The sequence below is a fragment of the Bacillus lumedeiriae genome (assembly GCF_044891285.1).
Lineage (GTDB): Bacteria > Bacillota > Bacilli > Bacillales > Domibacillaceae > Pseudobacillus > Pseudobacillus lumedeiriae.
In genome coordinates this window covers 129,064-147,426 of the sequence record NZ_JAUIYO010000005.1, presented here as the reverse complement: position 1 = coordinate 147,426, position 18,363 = coordinate 129,064, and the positions used below count along the sequence as shown (strand labels likewise).

General features: G+C 40.8%; 21 protein-coding genes. 13 read left to right on the top strand and 8 right to left on the bottom strand.

All coding sequences use genetic code 11. The annotated features are described in order from the left end of the window. Positions 1–142 precede the first annotated feature (142 nt). The 4 genes from QYG89_RS09375 to QYG89_RS09360 all read left to right on the top strand — a co-directional run bounded on the left by QYG89_RS09375 (position 143) and on the right by QYG89_RS09360 (position 4,472). Positions 143–1,294, top strand: coding sequence for a DUF445 domain-containing protein (locus QYG89_RS09375; protein WP_404316738.1), 1,152 nt, complete (start codon positions 143–145; stop codon positions 1,292–1,294). A 145-nt stretch (positions 1,295–1,439) separates the two neighbouring features. Further along, positions 1,440–1,793 carry a YlbF family regulator gene (locus QYG89_RS09370; protein ID WP_404316737.1) on the top strand — a complete coding sequence of 118 codons (354 nt, stop codon included), beginning with the start codon at positions 1,440–1,442 and terminating at the stop codon, positions 1,791–1,793. A gap of 214 nt (positions 1,794–2,007) precedes the next feature. Continuing rightward, positions 2,008–2,871 carry an HAD hydrolase family protein gene (locus QYG89_RS09365; protein WP_404316736.1) on the top strand — a complete coding sequence of 288 codons (864 nt, stop codon included), beginning with the start codon at positions 2,008–2,010 and terminating at the stop codon, positions 2,869–2,871. A 110-nt stretch (positions 2,872–2,981) separates the two neighbouring features. Further along, entirely contained in the window at positions 2,982–4,472 is a 1,491-nt protein-coding gene (locus tag QYG89_RS09360; RefSeq protein WP_404316735.1) for a coproporphyrinogen III oxidase, read from the top strand. A gap of 203 nt (positions 4,473–4,675) precedes the next feature. Here the strand turns inward: QYG89_RS09360 and QYG89_RS09355 are convergent, their stop codons facing one another. After that, positions 4,676–4,858, bottom strand: a complete 183-nt coding sequence (locus QYG89_RS09355) for a YhzD family protein (RefSeq protein WP_404316734.1) — start codon at positions 4,856–4,858, stop codon at positions 4,676–4,678. 136 nt (positions 4,859–4,994) lie between these two features. Here QYG89_RS09355 and QYG89_RS09350 point away from each other — a divergent pair, with 136 nt between their 5' ends. From QYG89_RS09350 to QYG89_RS09335, 4 genes are all read left to right on the top strand, one after another. Beyond that, positions 4,995–5,891: an ABC transporter ATP-binding protein gene (locus tag QYG89_RS09350; RefSeq protein WP_404316733.1), complete on the top strand. Its 897-nt coding sequence runs from the start codon at positions 4,995–4,997 to the stop codon at positions 5,889–5,891. Beyond that, positions 5,884–7,128 carry an ABC transporter permease gene (locus tag QYG89_RS09345; protein ID WP_404316732.1) on the top strand — a complete coding sequence of 415 codons (1,245 nt, stop codon included), beginning with the start codon at positions 5,884–5,886 and terminating at the stop codon, positions 7,126–7,128. Before QYG89_RS09350 ends, QYG89_RS09345 begins: the two co-directional genes overlap by 8 nt. Positions 7,129–7,228: 100 nt before the next feature. Next, a complete protein-coding gene (yhaM, locus tag QYG89_RS09340) occupies positions 7,229–8,170 on the top strand; it encodes a 3'-5' exoribonuclease YhaM (protein ID WP_404316731.1) in 942 nt (313 codons plus the stop codon). 77 nt (positions 8,171–8,247) lie between these two features. After that, complete coding sequence (locus QYG89_RS09335; RefSeq protein ID WP_404316730.1) at positions 8,248–8,421, top strand: sporulation YhaL family protein; 174 nt, start codon at positions 8,248–8,250, stop codon at positions 8,419–8,421. A 60-nt stretch (positions 8,422–8,481) separates the two neighbouring features. Here the strand turns inward: QYG89_RS09335 and QYG89_RS09330 are convergent, their stop codons facing one another. From QYG89_RS09330 to QYG89_RS09310, 5 genes are all read right to left on the bottom strand, one after another. Next, positions 8,482–9,375, bottom strand: coding sequence for a peptidylprolyl isomerase (locus QYG89_RS09330; protein ID WP_404316729.1), 894 nt, complete (start codon positions 9,373–9,375; stop codon positions 8,482–8,484). Positions 9,376–9,691: 316 nt separating this feature from the next. Then, positions 9,692–9,871: a hypothetical protein gene (locus QYG89_RS09325; protein WP_404316778.1), complete on the bottom strand. Its 180-nt coding sequence runs from the start codon at positions 9,869–9,871 to the stop codon at positions 9,692–9,694. Between the two features lie 278 nt (positions 9,872–10,149). After that, positions 10,150–10,686, bottom strand: coding sequence for a DUF3267 domain-containing protein (locus tag QYG89_RS09320; RefSeq protein WP_404316728.1), 537 nt, complete (start codon positions 10,684–10,686; stop codon positions 10,150–10,152). 145 nt (positions 10,687–10,831) lie between these two features. Continuing rightward, on the bottom strand, positions 10,832–11,401 hold the full coding sequence (locus QYG89_RS09315) for an HTH-type transcriptional regulator Hpr (RefSeq protein ID WP_404316727.1): 570 nt from the start codon (positions 11,399–11,401) through the stop codon (positions 10,832–10,834). 161 nt (positions 11,402–11,562) lie between these two features. Further along, complete coding sequence (locus QYG89_RS09310) at positions 11,563–11,928, bottom strand: YtxH domain-containing protein (RefSeq protein WP_404316725.1); 366 nt, start codon at positions 11,926–11,928, stop codon at positions 11,563–11,565. Between the two features lie 181 nt (positions 11,929–12,109). Between QYG89_RS09310 and QYG89_RS09305 the strand changes: the two genes are divergently transcribed. After that, positions 12,110–12,298, top strand: coding sequence for a hypothetical protein (locus QYG89_RS09305; RefSeq protein ID WP_404316724.1), 189 nt, complete (start codon positions 12,110–12,112; stop codon positions 12,296–12,298). 328 nt (positions 12,299–12,626) lie between these two features. On the opposite strand, the gene QYG89_RS09300 is transcribed toward QYG89_RS09305, so the two are convergent. Next, positions 12,627–13,046, bottom strand: coding sequence for an HIT family protein (locus QYG89_RS09300; RefSeq protein WP_404316723.1), 420 nt, complete (start codon positions 13,044–13,046; stop codon positions 12,627–12,629). Between the two features lie 160 nt (positions 13,047–13,206). Between QYG89_RS09300 and QYG89_RS09295 the strand changes: the two genes are divergently transcribed. Together QYG89_RS09295 and QYG89_RS09290 are read left to right on the top strand one after the other, a co-directional pair. Then, the gene (locus tag QYG89_RS09295) at positions 13,207–13,944 is read left to right on the top strand and encodes an ABC transporter ATP-binding protein (RefSeq protein ID WP_404316722.1); all 738 of its coding nucleotides are present in this window, start codon (positions 13,207–13,209) and stop codon (positions 13,942–13,944) included. Beyond that, complete coding sequence (locus QYG89_RS09290; RefSeq protein WP_404316721.1) at positions 13,941–15,173, top strand: ABC transporter permease; 1,233 nt, start codon at positions 13,941–13,943, stop codon at positions 15,171–15,173. Before QYG89_RS09295 ends, QYG89_RS09290 begins: the two co-directional genes overlap by 4 nt. A gap of 180 nt (positions 15,174–15,353) precedes the next feature. Here the strand turns inward: QYG89_RS09290 and QYG89_RS09285 are convergent, their stop codons facing one another. Further along, positions 15,354–15,866 (bottom strand): antibiotic biosynthesis monooxygenase family protein, encoded by a 513-nt coding sequence (locus QYG89_RS09285; RefSeq protein WP_404316720.1) that lies wholly within the window; start codon positions 15,864–15,866, stop codon positions 15,354–15,356. 454 nt (positions 15,867–16,320) lie between these two features. Here QYG89_RS09285 and hemE point away from each other — a divergent pair, with 454 nt between their 5' ends. Together hemE and hemH are read left to right on the top strand one after the other, a co-directional pair. Then, positions 16,321–17,361 carry a uroporphyrinogen decarboxylase gene (hemE, locus tag QYG89_RS09280; RefSeq protein ID WP_404316719.1) on the top strand — a complete coding sequence of 347 codons (1,041 nt, stop codon included), beginning with the start codon at positions 16,321–16,323 and terminating at the stop codon, positions 17,359–17,361. 58 nt (positions 17,362–17,419) lie between these two features. Next, positions 17,420–18,358, top strand: coding sequence for a ferrochelatase (gene hemH / locus QYG89_RS09275; RefSeq protein WP_404316718.1), 939 nt, complete (start codon positions 17,420–17,422; stop codon positions 18,356–18,358). The last annotated feature ends 5 nt before the right edge of the window (positions 18,359–18,363 follow it).

Genomic DNA, 18,363 nt, shown 5'->3' with positions numbered 1-18,363 from the left:
AGTTATTCCGATGAAACGTGCAGTATACACTGTTGTTCATGCTTTTCCTGCAGCATCAACTTCCTATTAGAAGCGACAATATTTGCTAAGTTTTGCGAAACCCAATTATAATGGAAAGACCAGCTTTGCTGGTGACGAAAGAATGGCAGGTGAACAACAATTGAATCTTTTTACATTAATTATTTTTATGGTTTTCATCGGTGCGGCTATTGGTGCGATTACAAATGCCATCGCTATTAGGATGCTCTTTCGCCCGTATGAATCAAGCTATATTGGGAAGTGGAAGGTTCCATTCACGCCGGGGCTCATTCCTAAACGAAGAGGAGAGCTTGCCCGGCAGATTGGCAAGACGGTGGAGGAGCATTTGCTTACACCGGAAAGTATTGAACGGAAATTGAATGAGCCGAATTTTCGACAAGAAATGATAACTATGCTCCAAAGGGAAGCGAAGCCAATGTTTGCTGCGGATCAAACAGTTTCTGAGCTTCTTGAAAAAGTTCATTTCAAAGAGGCGGAACGAAAAGCAGAGCAGTGGATCGAAAATTGGCTCGACAATAAATACAATCATATGAAAAGTATGTATCTTGATCAAACAATTAGAGAATCCGTACCGAAAGAGTGGATGGATACGATTGAAGCTAAACTTCCGGATATTTCCCAATATATTTTAATGAAAGGCAGTGATTATTTTTCCAGCTTGGAAGGGAAATGGCGAGTGAAGAAAATGACAGATGATTTTCTCGCTGAATGGGGCAAGCTTGGCAGTATGTTACAAATGATTTTAGGAAATACGTCCCTGGAGGATAAAATCCAGCCAGAAATTGTTAAATTTTTAGGCAATCCGGGAACGAAAGAGCTGCTTGATACGATTCTTATGAAAGAGTGGGAGAAAGTGCTTGACTGGAAATGGGAAGATGTGTTTAAGCAGTTTTCCGATGAAAAAGCAGTAGCTGAAGGCAAAAAATTCATACTGCGGCAGCTTAATTTGCCATCAATGTTCCAAAGACCGGTCGCAGACTTCTTACAGCCGTTTGAAGAAAAGATCATTCAAGAAGTCATTCCTACACTAGTAGAAAGAGCTGGATCTCTTCTTGCGGCCCGTATACCAGCGATTATGCAAAAGCTGCGAATCGGTGAGATTGTCCGCGAACAAGTAGAAACATTTTCACTTCAGCGGCTTGAGCAAATCGTATTAGATATTGCACGCCGGGAATTAAAAATGATTACTCTCTTGGGGGGACTGCTCGGAGGTGCGATCGGTCTTATTCAGGCACTGATTGTTGGTTTGTTATAGAGTTTGTTCAAAAAGCTTAAGGAAATGAATGTAAAAAAGAGAAAGTGCTTTTCCTTTCTTTTTGAATCCAAAATTATAGTAAAGTCTCGCTAACTGCTGCATAGTTTGTTAAAGTGGAGTCATGCTGATACAAAGGAGGAAGAAGATGGCAGTTAATTTATATGATTTAGCTTATGAACTGGAAAAAGGGCTGCGTCAAAGCGAGGAGTACACAGCACTGAAAAAGCTTTACGAAGACGTGAATGCGGATGAAGAAGCGAAGGGTATTTTTATGAACTTCCGCAATGTACAAATGAAACTTCAGGAAAAACAAATGATGGGACAAGATATTACGGAAGAAGAAGTACAGCAGGCTCAAAAAACGATGGCGCTCGTTCAGCAGCATAGTCTCATTTCGAAATTAATGCAAGCCGAGCAGAAAATGAGCATGACGATTGCTGATATGAATAAAATCATTCTGAAACCATTGGAAGAGCTATACGGAACGGGCTTAGAATAAGATGGCCGCTAAAGCGACCATCTATCTGCTTGACTATCAGCCTGATGGAAAGTAAAGCAGATGCATACTGCGGACCAATGAGCAGTGAGGAAAATGAGTGTTAATGAACAGCCGAAAGTGCCGGGGATACCCGGCACTTTTTTATTAAGCTTTGTTCTAAAGCTTGTATCCCTTTCATAATTTTTAACAAGGACAACATGAAGGGGGAACGAAAATGGTATATCGTTTGTTAGCAATTAACATAGATGCCTTTACTGCACAAAATAAAGGCCGGATGATGAAGTCAACGAAAGAAGCCATGGACTATGCAGATAAGAAAAAAGTAGTTGTTTGCTTTTATTCCAACCGTGAATTGTCGATCGTAAAGAGAGCAGCAAAATCTTTTCTGCCGGAAAGCTGTCTAATCGCTCATAATGGAGCATATGTCGCTTCTGAGCTTGATAAACCAGTTTATATTCAGCGGATTACTGAAGAATGTACGTATGAGATTGTCCAATTTCTCGAATCATTTGACTGTAGGACGACACTTACAACTGAAACTTTTTCTGTAAGCAATAAAGGCAGGCTTCCGGCGACGCTAGTGAAACGAAATGTGTGGCAGAGGACGCAAAAATTTCTTTATTCTCAGTACTTTGTTAGTTCCTTATCAGAACATTTATTTGAAGAGCCAATCTCGCCATTGTCTATTCAAATCACCTTTTTTAAACCTCATGAAAGAGATGAAGCCCTTCAAGCGTTGAAAAATATGTTTAATGAAGTTTCCTTTTCTAAGAAAGGAAAAGATCAAATTGAAATCAGCCCATTCGGTGTAACGAAATGGAACAGCATTTTATACTTAGCAGAAAGAATGATGATCAGCCGCTCAGAGATTGCTGTCATTGGCGCAGATGAAGGGGATGAAGAAGCGGTAAGAGAAGCAGGAATAGGGATTGTGATGGGAGACGCTCCGGAAAATGTTAAGCAGGCCGCTGACTGGATTACGCGGACGAAAGAAGATGGCGGAATCGCTTATGTCATTAAAGAACTTTTAAGGCATCAAAGGAGAGTGGGGGAAGAAGAGGTGAATAAATTAGATTAAGCGGCAGAATCATGCCGCTTTTTTTAAGTGCTTTTCTGAAACTGCGTCTTGACCGTGAGAGGATGGTTTCAGTATGCTAAAGGGAAGAAAGCGGAGAAAGGTGAATTACGTTGTTAATTTATATAAAAGGATTAGAAGATGAACGGTTTGCGCGGCCTCTTCAACTAATTGCCAACTTGTTTTTTGAAGAAACAGAAATTCGTATGGACGAAGGGCAAAAGAGTGAGCTTGCTGTTGCTGTTCAATTAAGGCAAGAAGGTAAGCAGATTTCTGCACAAGCCGTTTTAACTGCTGATGACAAACAATATCAAGCAGAATACGGGAAAATGGTGACGGCCGTTGACGAAAAAGAGCACTTTAAGCAAGTAAAAAATGTCGTTTCCCACGTATTTTTACACGTGTTACAGGCGTATACAGGGATCACGCAAAAGTGGGGCATTTTAACCGGTATGCGTCCAACGAAACTTCTTCATAAACAAAATCAAGCCGGAGTTCCTGCAGAAGCCGCTCACCGAAAATTGCAGGAAGAATATTTAATTACAGAAGAAAAAATTGATTTAATGCAGCGGATTTTAGACCGTCAGCTAACGATGGTACCTGATTTATATAAGGTAAAAGATGAAGTTAGTATTTATATTGGCATTCCATTTTGTCCGACGAAATGTGCCTATTGTACATTTCCGGCCTATGCGATTCAAGGAAAGCAAGGGCGGGTGGCTTCTTTTTTAAGCGGTCTTCATTATGAAATGGAGCAAATTGGCCGCTGGCTCAAAGAAAAAGGTATCAAGATTACAACTGTTTATTATGGAGGCGGTACACCGACAGCTATTACCGCAGAAGAAATGGACGAGTTATATGCATTAATGTACGAAGTGTTTCCAGGTGTAGAGGACATTCGGGAAATCACAGTGGAAGCAGGCCGTCCGGACACGATTACGCCTGAAAAACTCACTGTTTTGAAAAAATGGAACATTGACCGCATTAGCATTAATCCGCAGTCTTATACTCAAGAAACATTGAAAGCGATCGGCCGTCATCATACGGTAGAAGAAACAATTGAGAAATATCATATGGCCAGAGAGAGCGGCATGAATAACATTAATATGGATTTAATTATCGGTTTGCCTGGTGAAGGAACAGCGGAGTTTGCTCATTCGCTCGCTGAAACAGAAAAGCTGATGCCAGAGTCACTAACTGTCCATACGCTTTCATTTAAACGTGCTTCTGAAATGACGCTCAATAAGGAAAAGTACAAAGTAGCTGATCGGACAGAAGTGGAAGCAATGATGAATATGGCAGAGCAGTGGACGAAGGAACACGAGTATGTGCCTTATTATTTGTATCGCCAAAAAAATATTCTGGGCAATCTAGAAAACGTTGGTTATTCTAAGCCTGGCCAGGAAAGTATTTATAATATTATGATCATGGAAGAAGTACAAACGATTATCGGTATCGGATGTGGTGCGGCCAGCAAGTTTATTGACCGGGAAACAGGAAAGATTGAACACTTTTCCAATCCAAAAGATCCAAAAACGTACAATGAACGATTCAGTGAATATACAGAGAAGAAAATCGATAAACTAAACAAACTATTTCCTTAAGAGCCGGGCCAGGTGAGGCCTGGCTCCTTGTTTTGGGTCAGAGGTTATGTTAATGATCAGGGTTAATTTTACTGCTTTGTTGATTGGAGTAGAAGGTGCAAGGTCCCTGCGGAAATCCACAGGTATGTTTAACAAAGCCTTTCTAGAAAAGTGAACAATAGTTACTGTAAGCAGGTAGTACTTGGATAACAGCCGATTTGTGCTTATGCATGGAACAGAATGAGTTTTCCAAGTGAAGAGGTGCAGCGATACGTATAACCTTCATAAGCATGCTCATAAAGCAGCTGTTGACCGCGCTTTTTTGCATCCTCGTCATTGTGGGCCTCGAATGATTTGTCTAGCAATTTCTCTCCATTGCTTCTAAAGACTGTTAATTTATATACCATCTGTTTTCCTCCTTGAAAAGAATTCGTTATACTATTGTACGTTAATTCAGAATTTTTAAAAACAAATCATAATAAAATGAATTTATGGAACTTTTTAGGGGGTTTAACGTATGGATTAGAGGGGGAGTGATCGAAGATGCTTGTTTTGAAACATGTGACAAAAAGATTTAATGATTTCACAGCAGTTCATGATTTGTCTTTAGAAATTCCAGAAAGAGAGTTATTTGGCTTTCTTGGTGCAAATGGAGCGGGAAAAACGACGACTTTTCGAATTATCTTAGGTATTTTGCAGGCAAATGAAGGAACGGTTCGCTGGAATGGAGAACCGGTTAATTATAAAGCAAGCCCGCTTATTGGCTATTTGCCGGAAGAAAGGGGGCTTTATCCTAAGATGAAAGTGAAGGAGCAAATTGTTTACCTGGCCCGCCTGCGCGGAATGGATAAAAAAGCAGCTGCCGCTGAAACCGACCGCTGGCTGGAACGCTTTCATGTTCCTGATTATGCAGGAAAAAAAGTCGAAGAGCTGTCAAAAGGGAATCAGCAGAAAATCCAATTTATTTCTTCCGTTGTCCACAAGCCAGAGCTGCTTATTCTAGATGAACCGTTCAGCGGTCTAGATCCTGTGAATGTAGAACTGCTAAAGAAAGCTGTAGTAGAGTTAAAGGAAAGCGGGACAACAATCGTTTTCTCAAGCCATCGGATGGAGCACGTCGAAGAGCTTTGCGAAAATTTATGTATGATGCATCACGGGCGTCCAGTTGTTCATGGCAGTCTTCGTGAAATTAAGCGTTCATTTGGGAAGAAGAATGTAGTCGTAAGAGCAGATTTTGATCTTAGCTTTTTATCAAGTATCCAAGGAGTGTTACAATCGAAAAAAACAGCGGAAGGCATGCTGCTGCAAGTTGCAAAAGAAGAAACATCCCAGGAGATTTTGGCCGCTCTTCAAGGCAGAGGGTTCGTCACAAAATTTGAACTGGAAGAGCCATCGCTTAACGACATTTTTATTGAAAAGGCAGGGGCTTCTTATGAATAACTTCTGGATGATTCTTTCACAGTCATACATAAATAAGTTTAAGACAAAGGTATTTATGATTACTACTTTGCTTGTAGCAGCAGCCATCGTGGCAGCTGTTAACATGGAACAGATTTTTTCCTATTTTAATGATGAAGAGAAGGAAACGAAAATTGCTGTCATTGATCAGACTGGAACGATGTACAAACCATTTCAAGAGCAGTTAGCAGTAATAGCTGATGATCTAACCGTTGTACAAACAGATAAAACGGAAGAACAATTGAAAAAGGAAGTAGAACAAGGGGTATATAAAGGCTATCTTCTTTTAGGCAGAACAGCAGACGGTTTGCCGACAGCAACATATAAGGCAGAAAATATTACGAATAGCGAAATTTCTTCTGATATCCGTCAAGCATTGCAGTCTCTTAAGACAATGGAAGTCGCGGGCAAGTTTCAGTTAACAAATGAGCAAATCGAAATGTGGAACGCGCCGGCTGCATTTAAAGTAACGGCATTGGCCAAAGAGGCTAAATCCGAAGAGGAATTGATGCAGGCGCAGGTTCTCGTCTATATTTTGTTATTTTTTATTTATTTATCTGTCATCATGTATGCTAACATGATTGCTTCGGAGGTAGCGATTGAAAAGTCATCACGCGTGATGGAAATTTTAATTTCAAGTGTATCCCCGGTGAAGCAAATGTTTGCCAAAATCATCGGTATTGGCCTTCTTGGGCTTACTCAATTAGGAGTTTGGATGGTGGCTGCTTATACTGCGTTATCCGCTCAGTCTGAAGGTTCTGTTGTAGATATAATGGGATTGAAGTCTATTTCATTGTCCATGATCATGTACGCAGTTCTCTTGTTCATTCTTGGCTATTTCTTATATGCTACGATTGCGGCTCTTCTCGGTTCGCTCGTCAGCCGGCTGGAAGATGTTCAGCAAATGATGATGCCTTTGACGTTTCTCGTAATGATTGGCTTCTTCATCTCCATGTACGGGCTTAGTAATCCTGAATCGCCGTTTATTACAGTTACTTCATACATTCCATTCTTTACGCCGATGATTATGTTTGTTCGTATCGGGCTGCTCACTATTCCGTTATGGGAAGTGGTCCTCGGTTTAGGAATTTTAGTGGCAGCCATTCTCATTTTTGGTGTCATCGGTGCCCGTATTTATAAAGGGGGCGTCTTGATGTATGGAAAGTCAAATTCATTGAAAGATATGAAAAAAGCGCTGGCGCTGTCAAAAGACAACTAGATGGAGCCTGAATGCAGCAGTGTTCTGTTGCGTGCAATAAATAATACTAAAAGCTGTTATGGTATAATTAGCTAACAGATGTCAAGGAGGATGAACTAATTTGCAAGAGATTACCAAGTATGAAGCGGGACAAAGTGTAGAAGGATATTTGTTAATTAAATCAGTTGCAAAAAGCACAGCAGTCAATGGCAATCCTTATTTAACGCTCATTTTGCAAGATAAAAGCGGTGATATTGAGGCGAAGCTTTGGGATGCCAAGGAAGAAACAGAAAAACAGTATCAGCCTCAGACCATTGTGAAGGTAAAAGGAGAGATTCAAAATTATCGCGGCAGAATGCAGTTAAAGATTCGTCAAATCCGCCCAGCCGGCCCACAGGACGGGAAGAGTGTCGATGAGTTTATTGAGACGGCCCCGCTTAGCCAGAAGGATATGGCGGACATCATTACTCAATTTATTTTTGAAATGAAGAATCCGCATATTCAGCGCATTACTCGTTTTCTATTGAATAAATATCATGAGGAGTTTTTAGAATATCCAGCAGCAACGAAAAACCATCATGAATTTGTTTCAGGCCTCGCTTACCACGTTGTTTCTATGCTTAAGCTGGCAAAGGCGATTGCTGATCTTTATCCGTCGCTTAATCGTGATTTGTTATATTCGGGCGTTATTTTGCACGATTTAGGAAAAGTGATCGAATTGTCGGGACCAGTTTCAACGGTTTACACAGTAGAGGGAAATTTACTGGGGCATATTACGATTATGGTCAATGAAATCGGAAAGGCGGCCGAGGAACTTGGGATTGATGGAGAAGAAGTCACGATACTTAAGCATATTGTACTTTCTCATCATGGAAAAGCAGAATGGGGAAGTCCCAAACCGCCGATGATCAAAGAAGCGGAAATTCTGCATTACATTGATAATCTTGATGCAAAAATGAATATGCTTGATCGGGCGCTGAACCGTACAAAGCCGGGAGAGTTTTCTGAGCGTATATTTGCACTTGATAATCGCTCCTTTTATAATCCACAATTTTCATCTTAAACATGTCCAATTTTGGGCATGTTTTTTTTTATGATGAATAAAATGATTAACAAATGCGGGTAAGAGAGGGGATAGCGATGACATTACCATTATGGATCTATGCAGTAGTAGCAGGAATTCTATTTAGCGCATTTATGACCATTAAAACAGCAAGAGCAGACAAGAAGATCGATTATGGGCATATTGAGCAGGAAGGACAAGTTTATATAGACAGAATGGAGAAAGAAAGGGCATTAAGAGCAAAAAATTAAATGGGAAGAGCCCATGTCATGAGTGTTTGCTGCTCATGACATGGGCCCTTTGTGTGTTTGTTATTTCTCTTCTTTTTCTTTGCCAGAATCAGACAGGCTTTCAAAAGCGTTTTTTAAATCTTTATCTTTCACTTCTACATCAGCGGCTTTCATTTCTTTATCAAGTGCTTTTTGAGCAGTTGCTGGATCAGCTTTAGAAAGCTTCACTTCTTTTGTCATTTCATCTTTCATTTCTTTAAACGTTTTTTTCTCTTTTGTGTCAGTAATCTCGATAATGTGATAACCGTACTCTGATTTAATCGGTTTGCTTATTTGTCCTTTTTTCAGCGTATCCAGTGCTTTGGTGAACTCTGGAACAAATTGTTCGCGGCTTTGGTTATCCACCCAGCCAAGGTCTCCGCCGTTTTCTGCAGATCCTGGATCCGTTGAATATTCTTTAGCAAGATCTTCGAATTTGCCGCCTTTCGCGAGCTTATCTTCGACTTCTTTTGCTTTCTTTTCATCCTCTACTAAGATATGGCGAACCTTAATAGGGGCTTTCCATTTATCGTAGTACTCTTTTACATCTTTATCGGTCACTTTTATTGTTGAAAGAGTCGCTTTTTCACGTAAAAGCTGCAATTTTAAAAATTCTTTAAATCCTTTTTCATCAAGGCTGTACTGAGCGAGAAATGCATCATATTGAGGACCGAGCTGTTCTTTAGCTTCTTTTAGCTCCTTATCCAGTTCTTTATCAGACACCTCGTATTTTTCAGAAAGTACTTTGTCATACATCATTTCTTCAAGTGCTTGTTCCATTTGCGGAGAAAACTTTTCTTTCATCGCGTCGTATAGCTCTTGTTGCGTGATGTCGCCTGCTTTTGAAGTGGCAACAACATCATTGTTTCCGGCGCCGCAACCAGCCAAACCGACAGCTCCTGCAAGTAAAGAAGCAGACAGGATCCATTTTTTCATCTTTTAAACAACTCCCTGATTAATTAGCCGGCCTTCATTGAAGCAGCGGCATCCATTTATTTGTACAGGATATACTATATCACATTTTAAATGAGCGTCCAAAGGAATTGAGCATATGGTGGAAAATAAAAAGAGATGGCTCTTTGAATTGGCTAGTTAATGACTATTGTTGATTTCGTCCCTTTGTTGATTGGAGGGGGAGGCTCCCAGACCGCCTGCAGAAGACGAGTGTCTGCAATGGAAATTTAACAAAGCCTTTCAATTTAATAAGAGTGTGTACCATCAAAAATAGGCCTGCTTTTTCAAGCGGCCCATTTTATGTAAATAGAATTTCAATATACGAGGAGATTAATAAAATCGTGATGTAGATATTGATCGTGCGGAAAATTTTGGGGTGGCGTTCTTCCGGTATCTCTTTTTGAATACAAAGAATAGTAGTCATACGGTTGATGTTATAAAGAATAAAAGCTGAAAAAATAATAAATACGACGATAATGGAGATCAATTTATTCCCTCCCTCTTTTTTCATATGTAATAAACATATCAAAAATTACGAAAAAAAGATAGGAAAACAGTGTAGACTGCATGTAAGAACTTAGAAGAGGATGATCTCGACTCTAAAGCCGGCAGGGGAGTAGTTAACGGATCAAAGACAGATTCATTAGAGTGAACAGGAAGAAGACATTTAGGTGCTGTCCGTTCTTTTGGAAGCACCTAAGTTTTTTATTCCAGTCAGCAGATGATAGGGCAGCTCCTGTTTACATCTGTCTCGCTTTATTGTGGAATGAGGATTTCGTATCCTCTGTCATGTTCCTCAATTACTGCATGTTTAGGAGAAGTAGCCATTGCTTTCAAATAAAGCAAATCGATCGCACATATGCCTGTATGAAAAGAGGCAAGCATTGTAAAGTAATGAATATAATGCGGAAACATCACGCCGCAAATTAGAAGAACTGGATTTATAATAAAAAAAGGCAGTATGAGACTGGCCATAAAGCATTTCTTAGAAACAGGCCGTTTTATGTTAATTGAAATTACTGGCAGACCAAAGTAACAGGCTTTGCACTGGCATTTCAACTTCGGCAAGTAGTGTAAAATCGGCAAAAGATGTATGAGTTTATGCAGTGGATAAATAGCCAGCAAACCTATGAGAAAAAAATGAAAATAACCAGAATATAATGGTTCTGAAAAGAGAGATTGCATAAAGGCAAAGCTGAAGGAAAAGAACAGCAGCGTCAGCAAAATGGAATAAATAATAATTTTATTCAGCCCATATCTCTTTTCGAAGTTAAATGTACGCCAGCATTTCATCGGAATAATCCCTCCGTTTGACGTTAAAATCTTGCTATTGCCTACTCACTGTACGATGTGTACAAAGAAAAATCAACTCATTTTTTATTACAAATACATGAACTTGATCGACAAGGCAGAAGAAGGAGGGGATTATTCTAGTCTCTTAAACTTTTTGTTCAAGAGGTCTTCTTTTTAGTTTTCCAGATTCCTCGTAAAGTTCGTCGCTAATGTTATGCATTGACTTTTCAAAAATATCGACAAAATCGTCTCCATAAATGTTTTTTACAATAGACATGACTTCTATTAAGTCAGGAAATTTTCCGAATAAATTACGCAGAGGAGCGCTGCCTGTAAACACAGCGTTCTCGTCCGGATCGAATGTTTCCATTAGTTCATGAAGAAGGGTTTCACCATCCGAAGTAATTTCCACATACGTATTTCGCTTATCGTTTTCTTTTTTAGAGAATCTTAAATAGCCTCTTTCTTCTAATTTCTTAGAAAAGTTAAAGGCAGTGGAAACGTGCATAACACCAAATTTGGCGATATCAGAAATAGAAGCGCCATTTAAATGATAAGCAATCCATAAAATGTGATGTTCATTAATATTTAAGTCATACGGTTTAATCCAGCGCTGCCAATCCTTTTCTACTGCTTTCCATAAAGCTTTGCTTAATTGAGCCATTCTTTGGCTGAATATAAGCGCTTCTTTCATCGAATATTGGTAATCTTTCACTTTTACACCCTCTTTTCCCTATTCTTCCATCCCCAAGTTGATAACAAAGTATAAATATTTATAAAACCTTATTAATATTATTATGCCAATAAAGTAAAAAATAATAAAGGTGTAAATTGACTAAATTTTCGAAATTAAAATAGGGAGCCGAAAACGGCTCCCTATTTTAATGGAGGGACAGGTAATATTTTTTGAAGCTCTTGGGCTGTTTCCTGAACTTCGGAAATCTCATGCTGAAGTTTCTCAATATGAGGTCCTGCACTTTCTATCCATATTCCTGTGCTTGTCTTTAAGCCGTCTAAAGTTTCGCCGATGGTACTTTGGCTGACATCTTTTAAATGAGTGACTGCTTGTTTGATTTCCCCGAGCTCCATTTTCATTACTTGTGCATTGTTTTTTATATTTACTTGGACGTCCTTTACTTTTTCTCTTGCTTCACGTCCAGACACCGGTGCACTGAATAGGGCAGCGGCTGCTCCAGCAGCTATGCCGGTGATGATACCTGCTAACAAAGATTTTTTATTCATTTTATTTTATTCACCTCTATTCATTATTGTTCTCCTTCAAAAACAAAATTCCTCTAATTCCATACAGGACAGGTTCATTGTCGCATAGAAGATGCATAGTATGTAAGAAGGCTACACTTTACTATAATTCCCTGATTGTGAAGGAAGCAAACGATTTAATCTGATTAAAGGAGTGGCATAGATGGAAGGTGTCATCTTTGGCTTGTTTGCACTGAGCTTTATTCTTTTGATCAGTATGGTGCATCATATTAGGGCTATATGGAGACCAGGGATTTCCATGTCAAGACCCCTGTTGATCAAAAGGGTTCGGATTCTTGGAATCGCAGGCGGATTCTTTTTGCTTTTAGCTGTATTGCTCGTATATAGATGAAAAGAAGGGGTCGGAAAAGTATCAACTTTGATGGGGACCCTTGTATAGTGCATGAGACTTGTCCGTTGATTTCCATTCCAGGAGCTTCGCTTTCTGCGGGGTCTCGTCTGTTCGCTTTCCCCGCAGGAGTATTGGCGTCTTCTATGACAATCAACTCAGCCAAAGGCAATCGTTTGAACTTTGTCAAAAAAATCCAAAGAAAGGCTGACACTAAAAAGTCGTTTTTAACGACCTTTTGAACCAGCCTCTTTTTGGTTGTTTATGCTTGTACAGCAGCGTGTGAGCGCCTCAACACAGATTATACAATGAAACTCAGAATGTGCGGCCATTAAAGATGGGCGGCGATTTCTTTCGCAATTTCCTGCAGGTCTTCGCTGGAATATTCACTGTCATGCGTCTTAAAAACAGGATGGAAGCCGTCATCCTGGCCAAAGCGCGGAATGAGGTGAAGGTGATAATGGAAGACGGTCTGACCCGCTGTTTCGCCATTATTGTTTAGAATATTTAGCCCATCAGGCTTGTAAGCGGCTTTTAATGCCTCGGCAATGGCTGGTACTCTTTGGAACAAGCGGCCCGCTTCCTCTGGGGAGAACTCGAAAATATTTTTCTTGTGTTTTTTCGGAATCACCAATGTATGTCCTTTCGTCACTTGGCTGATATCTAGAAAAGCATATACTTCTTCATCCTCGTATACTTTCGCAGACGGGATTTCGCCGTTAATGATTTTACAAAAAATGCAATCACTCATTTTTTTCATCCTCCCTATGTATAATTGTCAAAATCTTATCATAAAAGCTTCTTTTGTTAAATAGACAAGATAAGTGGAGGAAAAGGCTAGCTAAACAATGAGATTCGGCGGAGATTTTGTTAAAATAAACGTATGACTTTACGAGAAAGGACGTTTTTTTATGTCTTTATTAACAGTAGAAGGACTAGTTGGCGGCTATACACGCAAACCTGTGCTGAACAATATTTCTTTTTCTATAGACAAGGAAAAGATTGTTGGTTTGATCGGTTTAAATGGGGCAGGCAAAAGCACGACAATCAAACATATTATCGGACTAATGGAGCCGAAGAAAGGAAAAGTCCTAATTAATGGTCTTTCTCTTCACGACAGTCCGGAAAAATATCGCCGCCAATTCTCATATATTCCGGAGACGCCGATATTGTATGAAGAACTGACGCTTGAAGAGCATATGAAATTGACGGCGATGGCATACGGAATGACGGAGGAGACATACAATCAGCGTATTGGCCCGTTGTTAAAGGAATTCCGGCTGGATTCGAAAATGAACTGGTTTCCAGCTCATTTCTCTAAAGGAATGAAGCAAAAAGTCATGATCATGAGTGCATTTTTAACAGAGCCTTCCCTATATATCATTGATGAACCGTTTGTGGGCCTTGATCCGCTTGGCATTCAATCACTGTTGGAATGGATGAAGAGGATGCGCGACAGCGGCGCTGGTATTCTCATGTCTACACATATACTAGCGACAGCAGAAAAATATTGCGATTCCTTTATCATTTTACATAACGGTGAAATTCGTGCCCAAGGGACGATCGCCGAGCTTCGGGAGCAATTTCAAATGCCAGGCGCTTCTCTTGACGACATTTATATTCAGCTGACAAAGGAAGAAGACCGATGAACAAGATAGACGAGCTGTGGAAATCAAGAGTAACAGCCTATTACATAGAGCTGCGCAAGTATTTGAGATATATGTTGAATGACCACCTTCTTTTTGTTCTCGTGTTTGGGCTTGGAGCCGCTCTATACTATTACAGCGGCTGGGTAAAAACATTGGACAAGTCATTTCCAGCGCCGCTTGTGATGGCTGCGTTTCTAGGGGCATTGCTTTCCTGGAGTTCGGTATATACTTTTTTAAGGAGGGCAGATACTGTATTTCTATTGCCGCTTGAAGAGAAAATGACACCTTACTTTCAGAAAGCGATCGTGACGAGCTTTATCTCTCAAAGTTATTTACTTATAGCAGTCCTTGCTGTATTGATGCCGTTATATACACAAGTGAAGGGCGGTTCCATGCGGGTCTTTTTCCTGTGGCTGCTTGTTCTTGCGGTTATGAAGATGTGGAATTTAGGGGTTCGTTGGCATGTGCTTAAGATCCAAGAAAAAGAGAGCAGGCAGATTGATTGGATTGTCCGCTTATTATTGAATGTCTTGCTTCTATATTTTGTATTTTCGGGGGCATCCATCTTTTTCGTTAGTGCAGCAGCTGCTATCATGATCGCCTATTATCTTTATTTTCAAAAGGCAGCTAAACAGCTGGCTCTAAAGTGGGAGGTGCTTGTGGAGCTTGAGGAAAAGCGAATGTCCGCTTTTTACCGGCTGGCTAATTTATTTACGGATGTCCCGCATTTGCGTGGAAACGTGAAGCGGCGAAAGTGGCTGGACGGATTTCTTGGGCACGTCTCTTTTACAGCGGAAGAGACGTATACGTACTTGTTTCGGCGCACTTTCATCCGCATGAGTGAATTTTTTGGGTTATATGTTCGGCTTACGATCATTGCTGCTCTCATCATCGGTTTTAGCGGACAGATTGTCTTGCAGCTTATCATCGCCGTATTGTTCCTCTATTTAACTGGTTTCCAGCTTTTGCCGATGATCCGTCGTCATGACATGAAGATATGGGTGTCACTGTATCCGGTGGCTTCGGAACGCAAAAGCGCATCATTACTCGCCTTAATTGGCCGGCTGCTTTTCATTCAGGCAGTAGTTTTTAGCGCTGCAGCATGGGCGGGGCACTCTTTAAGCCAGGCAGCGGTTGTTCTTGTGGCCGGACTGATCTTTACCTTGTTCTTTGTGAAACTGTATGCGCCGGCAAGGCTTGGAAAACTGGTTAGGCAGTTCTCTCAATAAAAGATTGATTGAAAGGACTTCATAATAATAAAAACGAGGCTGACTCAAAGGGAAAGTGTCAGACCCTGCGACAATATATTGTATATTTAAAGGCCGCCGTTCGCCGTACAATATATTGAAAGGGAGGACATCACGTTTTGGATCAGCCTCGTCTTATGATCATAAATGAAAAAATAGGAATTAATCTTCTTCTGTGGGAACAATATAGGTAGTTACATAAGAAGGGCTGGAGAAGATTTTTGGCTGATTGTTTACGCCAGCTTCTGACTGGTTATTTCCATGTATTTGTTTAAAATCTTTAGAATCCTGCCAGTTTTTGAGTGACTGCTGATCTTTCCATTGTGTCAAAACGGCGTATGTGTCCGAATTCAGCGGCCGCATGACGCGAATCGCCATAAATCCTGGCATACCTTCGATCGTCCGCTCTCTATTTTTAAAGCGGTATTCAAAAATAGGACGCCCCTGGTCAGTGACTGGAATGTGATGAAGCATGACACAGCCGTAATCAGCTAATTCTCCCCATGCATCAATCACTTCATACTTGCGCGGCGATTGAAAAATGGTTTTGCGTGTTGTTTCATGTAGGAGAGTGGCTCCTTCTGAGTTCTCCATCAACAGGATCTTTTCGGATGCATGCTTTTCTTTTATTTTTTTCATAAAGTCATACGTGCCGGTTGTTATAAAGATGTTCATGTCCTCACCTCAATTTGATAATAGTCCAGTCTGTTGGCAAACGCTCGCTTTCTTCGTTGCTTGCCTGTCTGCGGTGCTCAAGACCCCTTTGGTCACTCTGCTCCTCGTCAGGCTTCGCGCCTTGAAAGACAAACGTTTTCAACTAGCCTGGCAGTATTCAAAATAAACTTTGTCTACAATTTGATAATAGTCTTTCTTCTTTATTATATTACTGTACACTTGATTTCTCTCCTTTAAACTTTCTGGTTTATTCAATGAGAAAGGAAGGAAATCCCATGAAAACAAGGGGAAAAGCTGTTTTCTTTGGCGAATTTATGACATTTGAGAGCCCCGGCTATACTTTTTGGCGTAAAAGAACTATAGTGTAAACGTATAAATAGACGAGATTCTTCATTGATTTCCTATAAAATAAACGATCGATGTTTGTGGGATGAAAGGTGGATGTTCAGCAGTTATGAGACAGATTAATGAAACATTTTTAAAAGCAGCAAAAGGGGAAAAGACAGCGTATACACCGGTTTGGTACATGCGTCAGGCAGGGCGTTCTCAGCCGGAGTACCGTAAATTAAAAGAAAAATACTCACTCTTTGAAATTACCCACCAGCCTGAATTGTGTGCTTACGTAACGAAGCTTCCAGTGGATCAATACAATGTCGATGCAGCGATTCTTTATAAAGACATTATGTCGCCGCTTCCTGCTATTGGGGTAGATGTTGATATTAAATCTGGTATCGGACCGGTGATTGATAACCCAATCCGCTCTTTAGCCGATGTAGAAAAATTGGGGGAAATTGATCCGGAAAGTGATGTTCCATATGTGCTCGAGACGATCCGGCTGTTAACAGAAGAACAACTTGATGTGCCGCTGATCGGGTTTGCCGGCGCGCCATTTACGTTAGCAAGCTACATGATCGAAGGCGGTCCGTCAAAGAATTACAATAAAACGAAAGCGTTTATGTACGCAGAGCCAAAAGCATGGCAGGCGTTGATGGATAAGCTGGCAGAAATGACAGTAACGTATGTGCGGGCACAGATAAAAGCAGGTGCACGTGCTGTTCAGATTTTCGATTCATGGGTAGGAGCCTTAAATGTGGCGGATTATCGCGCGTTTATTAAGCCTGTGATGACACGTATTTTTAATGAGCTTCGTAAGGAAAATGTTCCATTAATCATGTTTGGTGTCGGAGCTAGTCACTTAGCTAAAGAATGGCATGATCTTCCGCTTGATGTCGTCGGTCTTGATTGGCGTCTGTCGATTCAAGAAGCAAGAGCTATGGGGCTTACAAAGACGGTGCAGGGAAATCTTGATCCAGCCCTTTTACTTGCTCCTTGGGAAGTCATTGAAGAAAGAGCACGTGCCATTTTAGATCAGGGACTTGCTGAACCGGGACACATCTTTAACTTAGGACATGGTGTGTTCCCTGAAGTGAGGCCGGATACATTGAAACGTCTGACGAGCTTTGTTCATGAGTACAGCGCAGAAAAACGAAAATAAAGGGCAGGGGACTTCTTTTGGTCCCCTTTTTTGAACAAGTATGCAGAGGTGAGAGACGATGAAGAAAAAAATGGGTTTATTAGTTATGGCTTACGGGACCCCATATAAAGAAGAAGATATTGAACGCTATTACACGCACATTCGCCGAGGGAATAAACCAACACCTGAAATGCTCAAGGATTTACGTTCGCGCTACGAAGCAATCGGCGGTATATCTCCACTTGCCTCTATTACGAAGGAGCAGGGGAAAAAGCTGGAAGAGCATTTAAATGCCATTCAAGACGAAATTGAATTTAATATGTACATCGGCTTAAAGCATATTGAACCATTCATCGAGGACGCGGTCCAGCAGATGAAGGCAGATGGCATAGAAGAAGCAGTGTCTATTGTACTTGCCCCCCACTTCTCGACATTCAGTGTGAAATCATATAACGAACGAGCAAAGAAAGAAGCCGAAAAAATAAATGGACCAGTCATCACATCGATCGAAAGCTGGTATAAAGAGCCGAAATTTATTGATTATTGGGTGGAAAAAGTAAAAGAAACAGTTGCTTCAATGCCTGAAGAAGAGCGCAATCATTTCGTGCTCATCGTCTCTGCACACAGTCTGCCAGAGAAAATCATTTCTATGGGGGACCCATATCCGCAGCAGCTGCAGGAAACGGCAGATATGATTGCCGAAAAAGCTGGTATTCCTAATGTGGAAATTGGCTGGCAAAGTGCAGGCAATACTCCTGAACCTTGGATTGGCCCAGATGTACAGGATTTGACACGTGACTTATTTGAGCAAAAAGGCTATCAGGCATTTCTCTATGTGCCGGCAGGGTTTGTCGCGGATCATTTGGAAGTCCTCTATGATAACGATTACGAATGTAAAGTGGTTACAGATGAAATAGGCGTGTCATATTATCGTCCGTCTATGCCGAATGCCCGTCCAGAGTTTATTGAGGCTCTTGGCAATGTAGTGATGAAACATTTACGAACGAACGCAAACTGATAAAA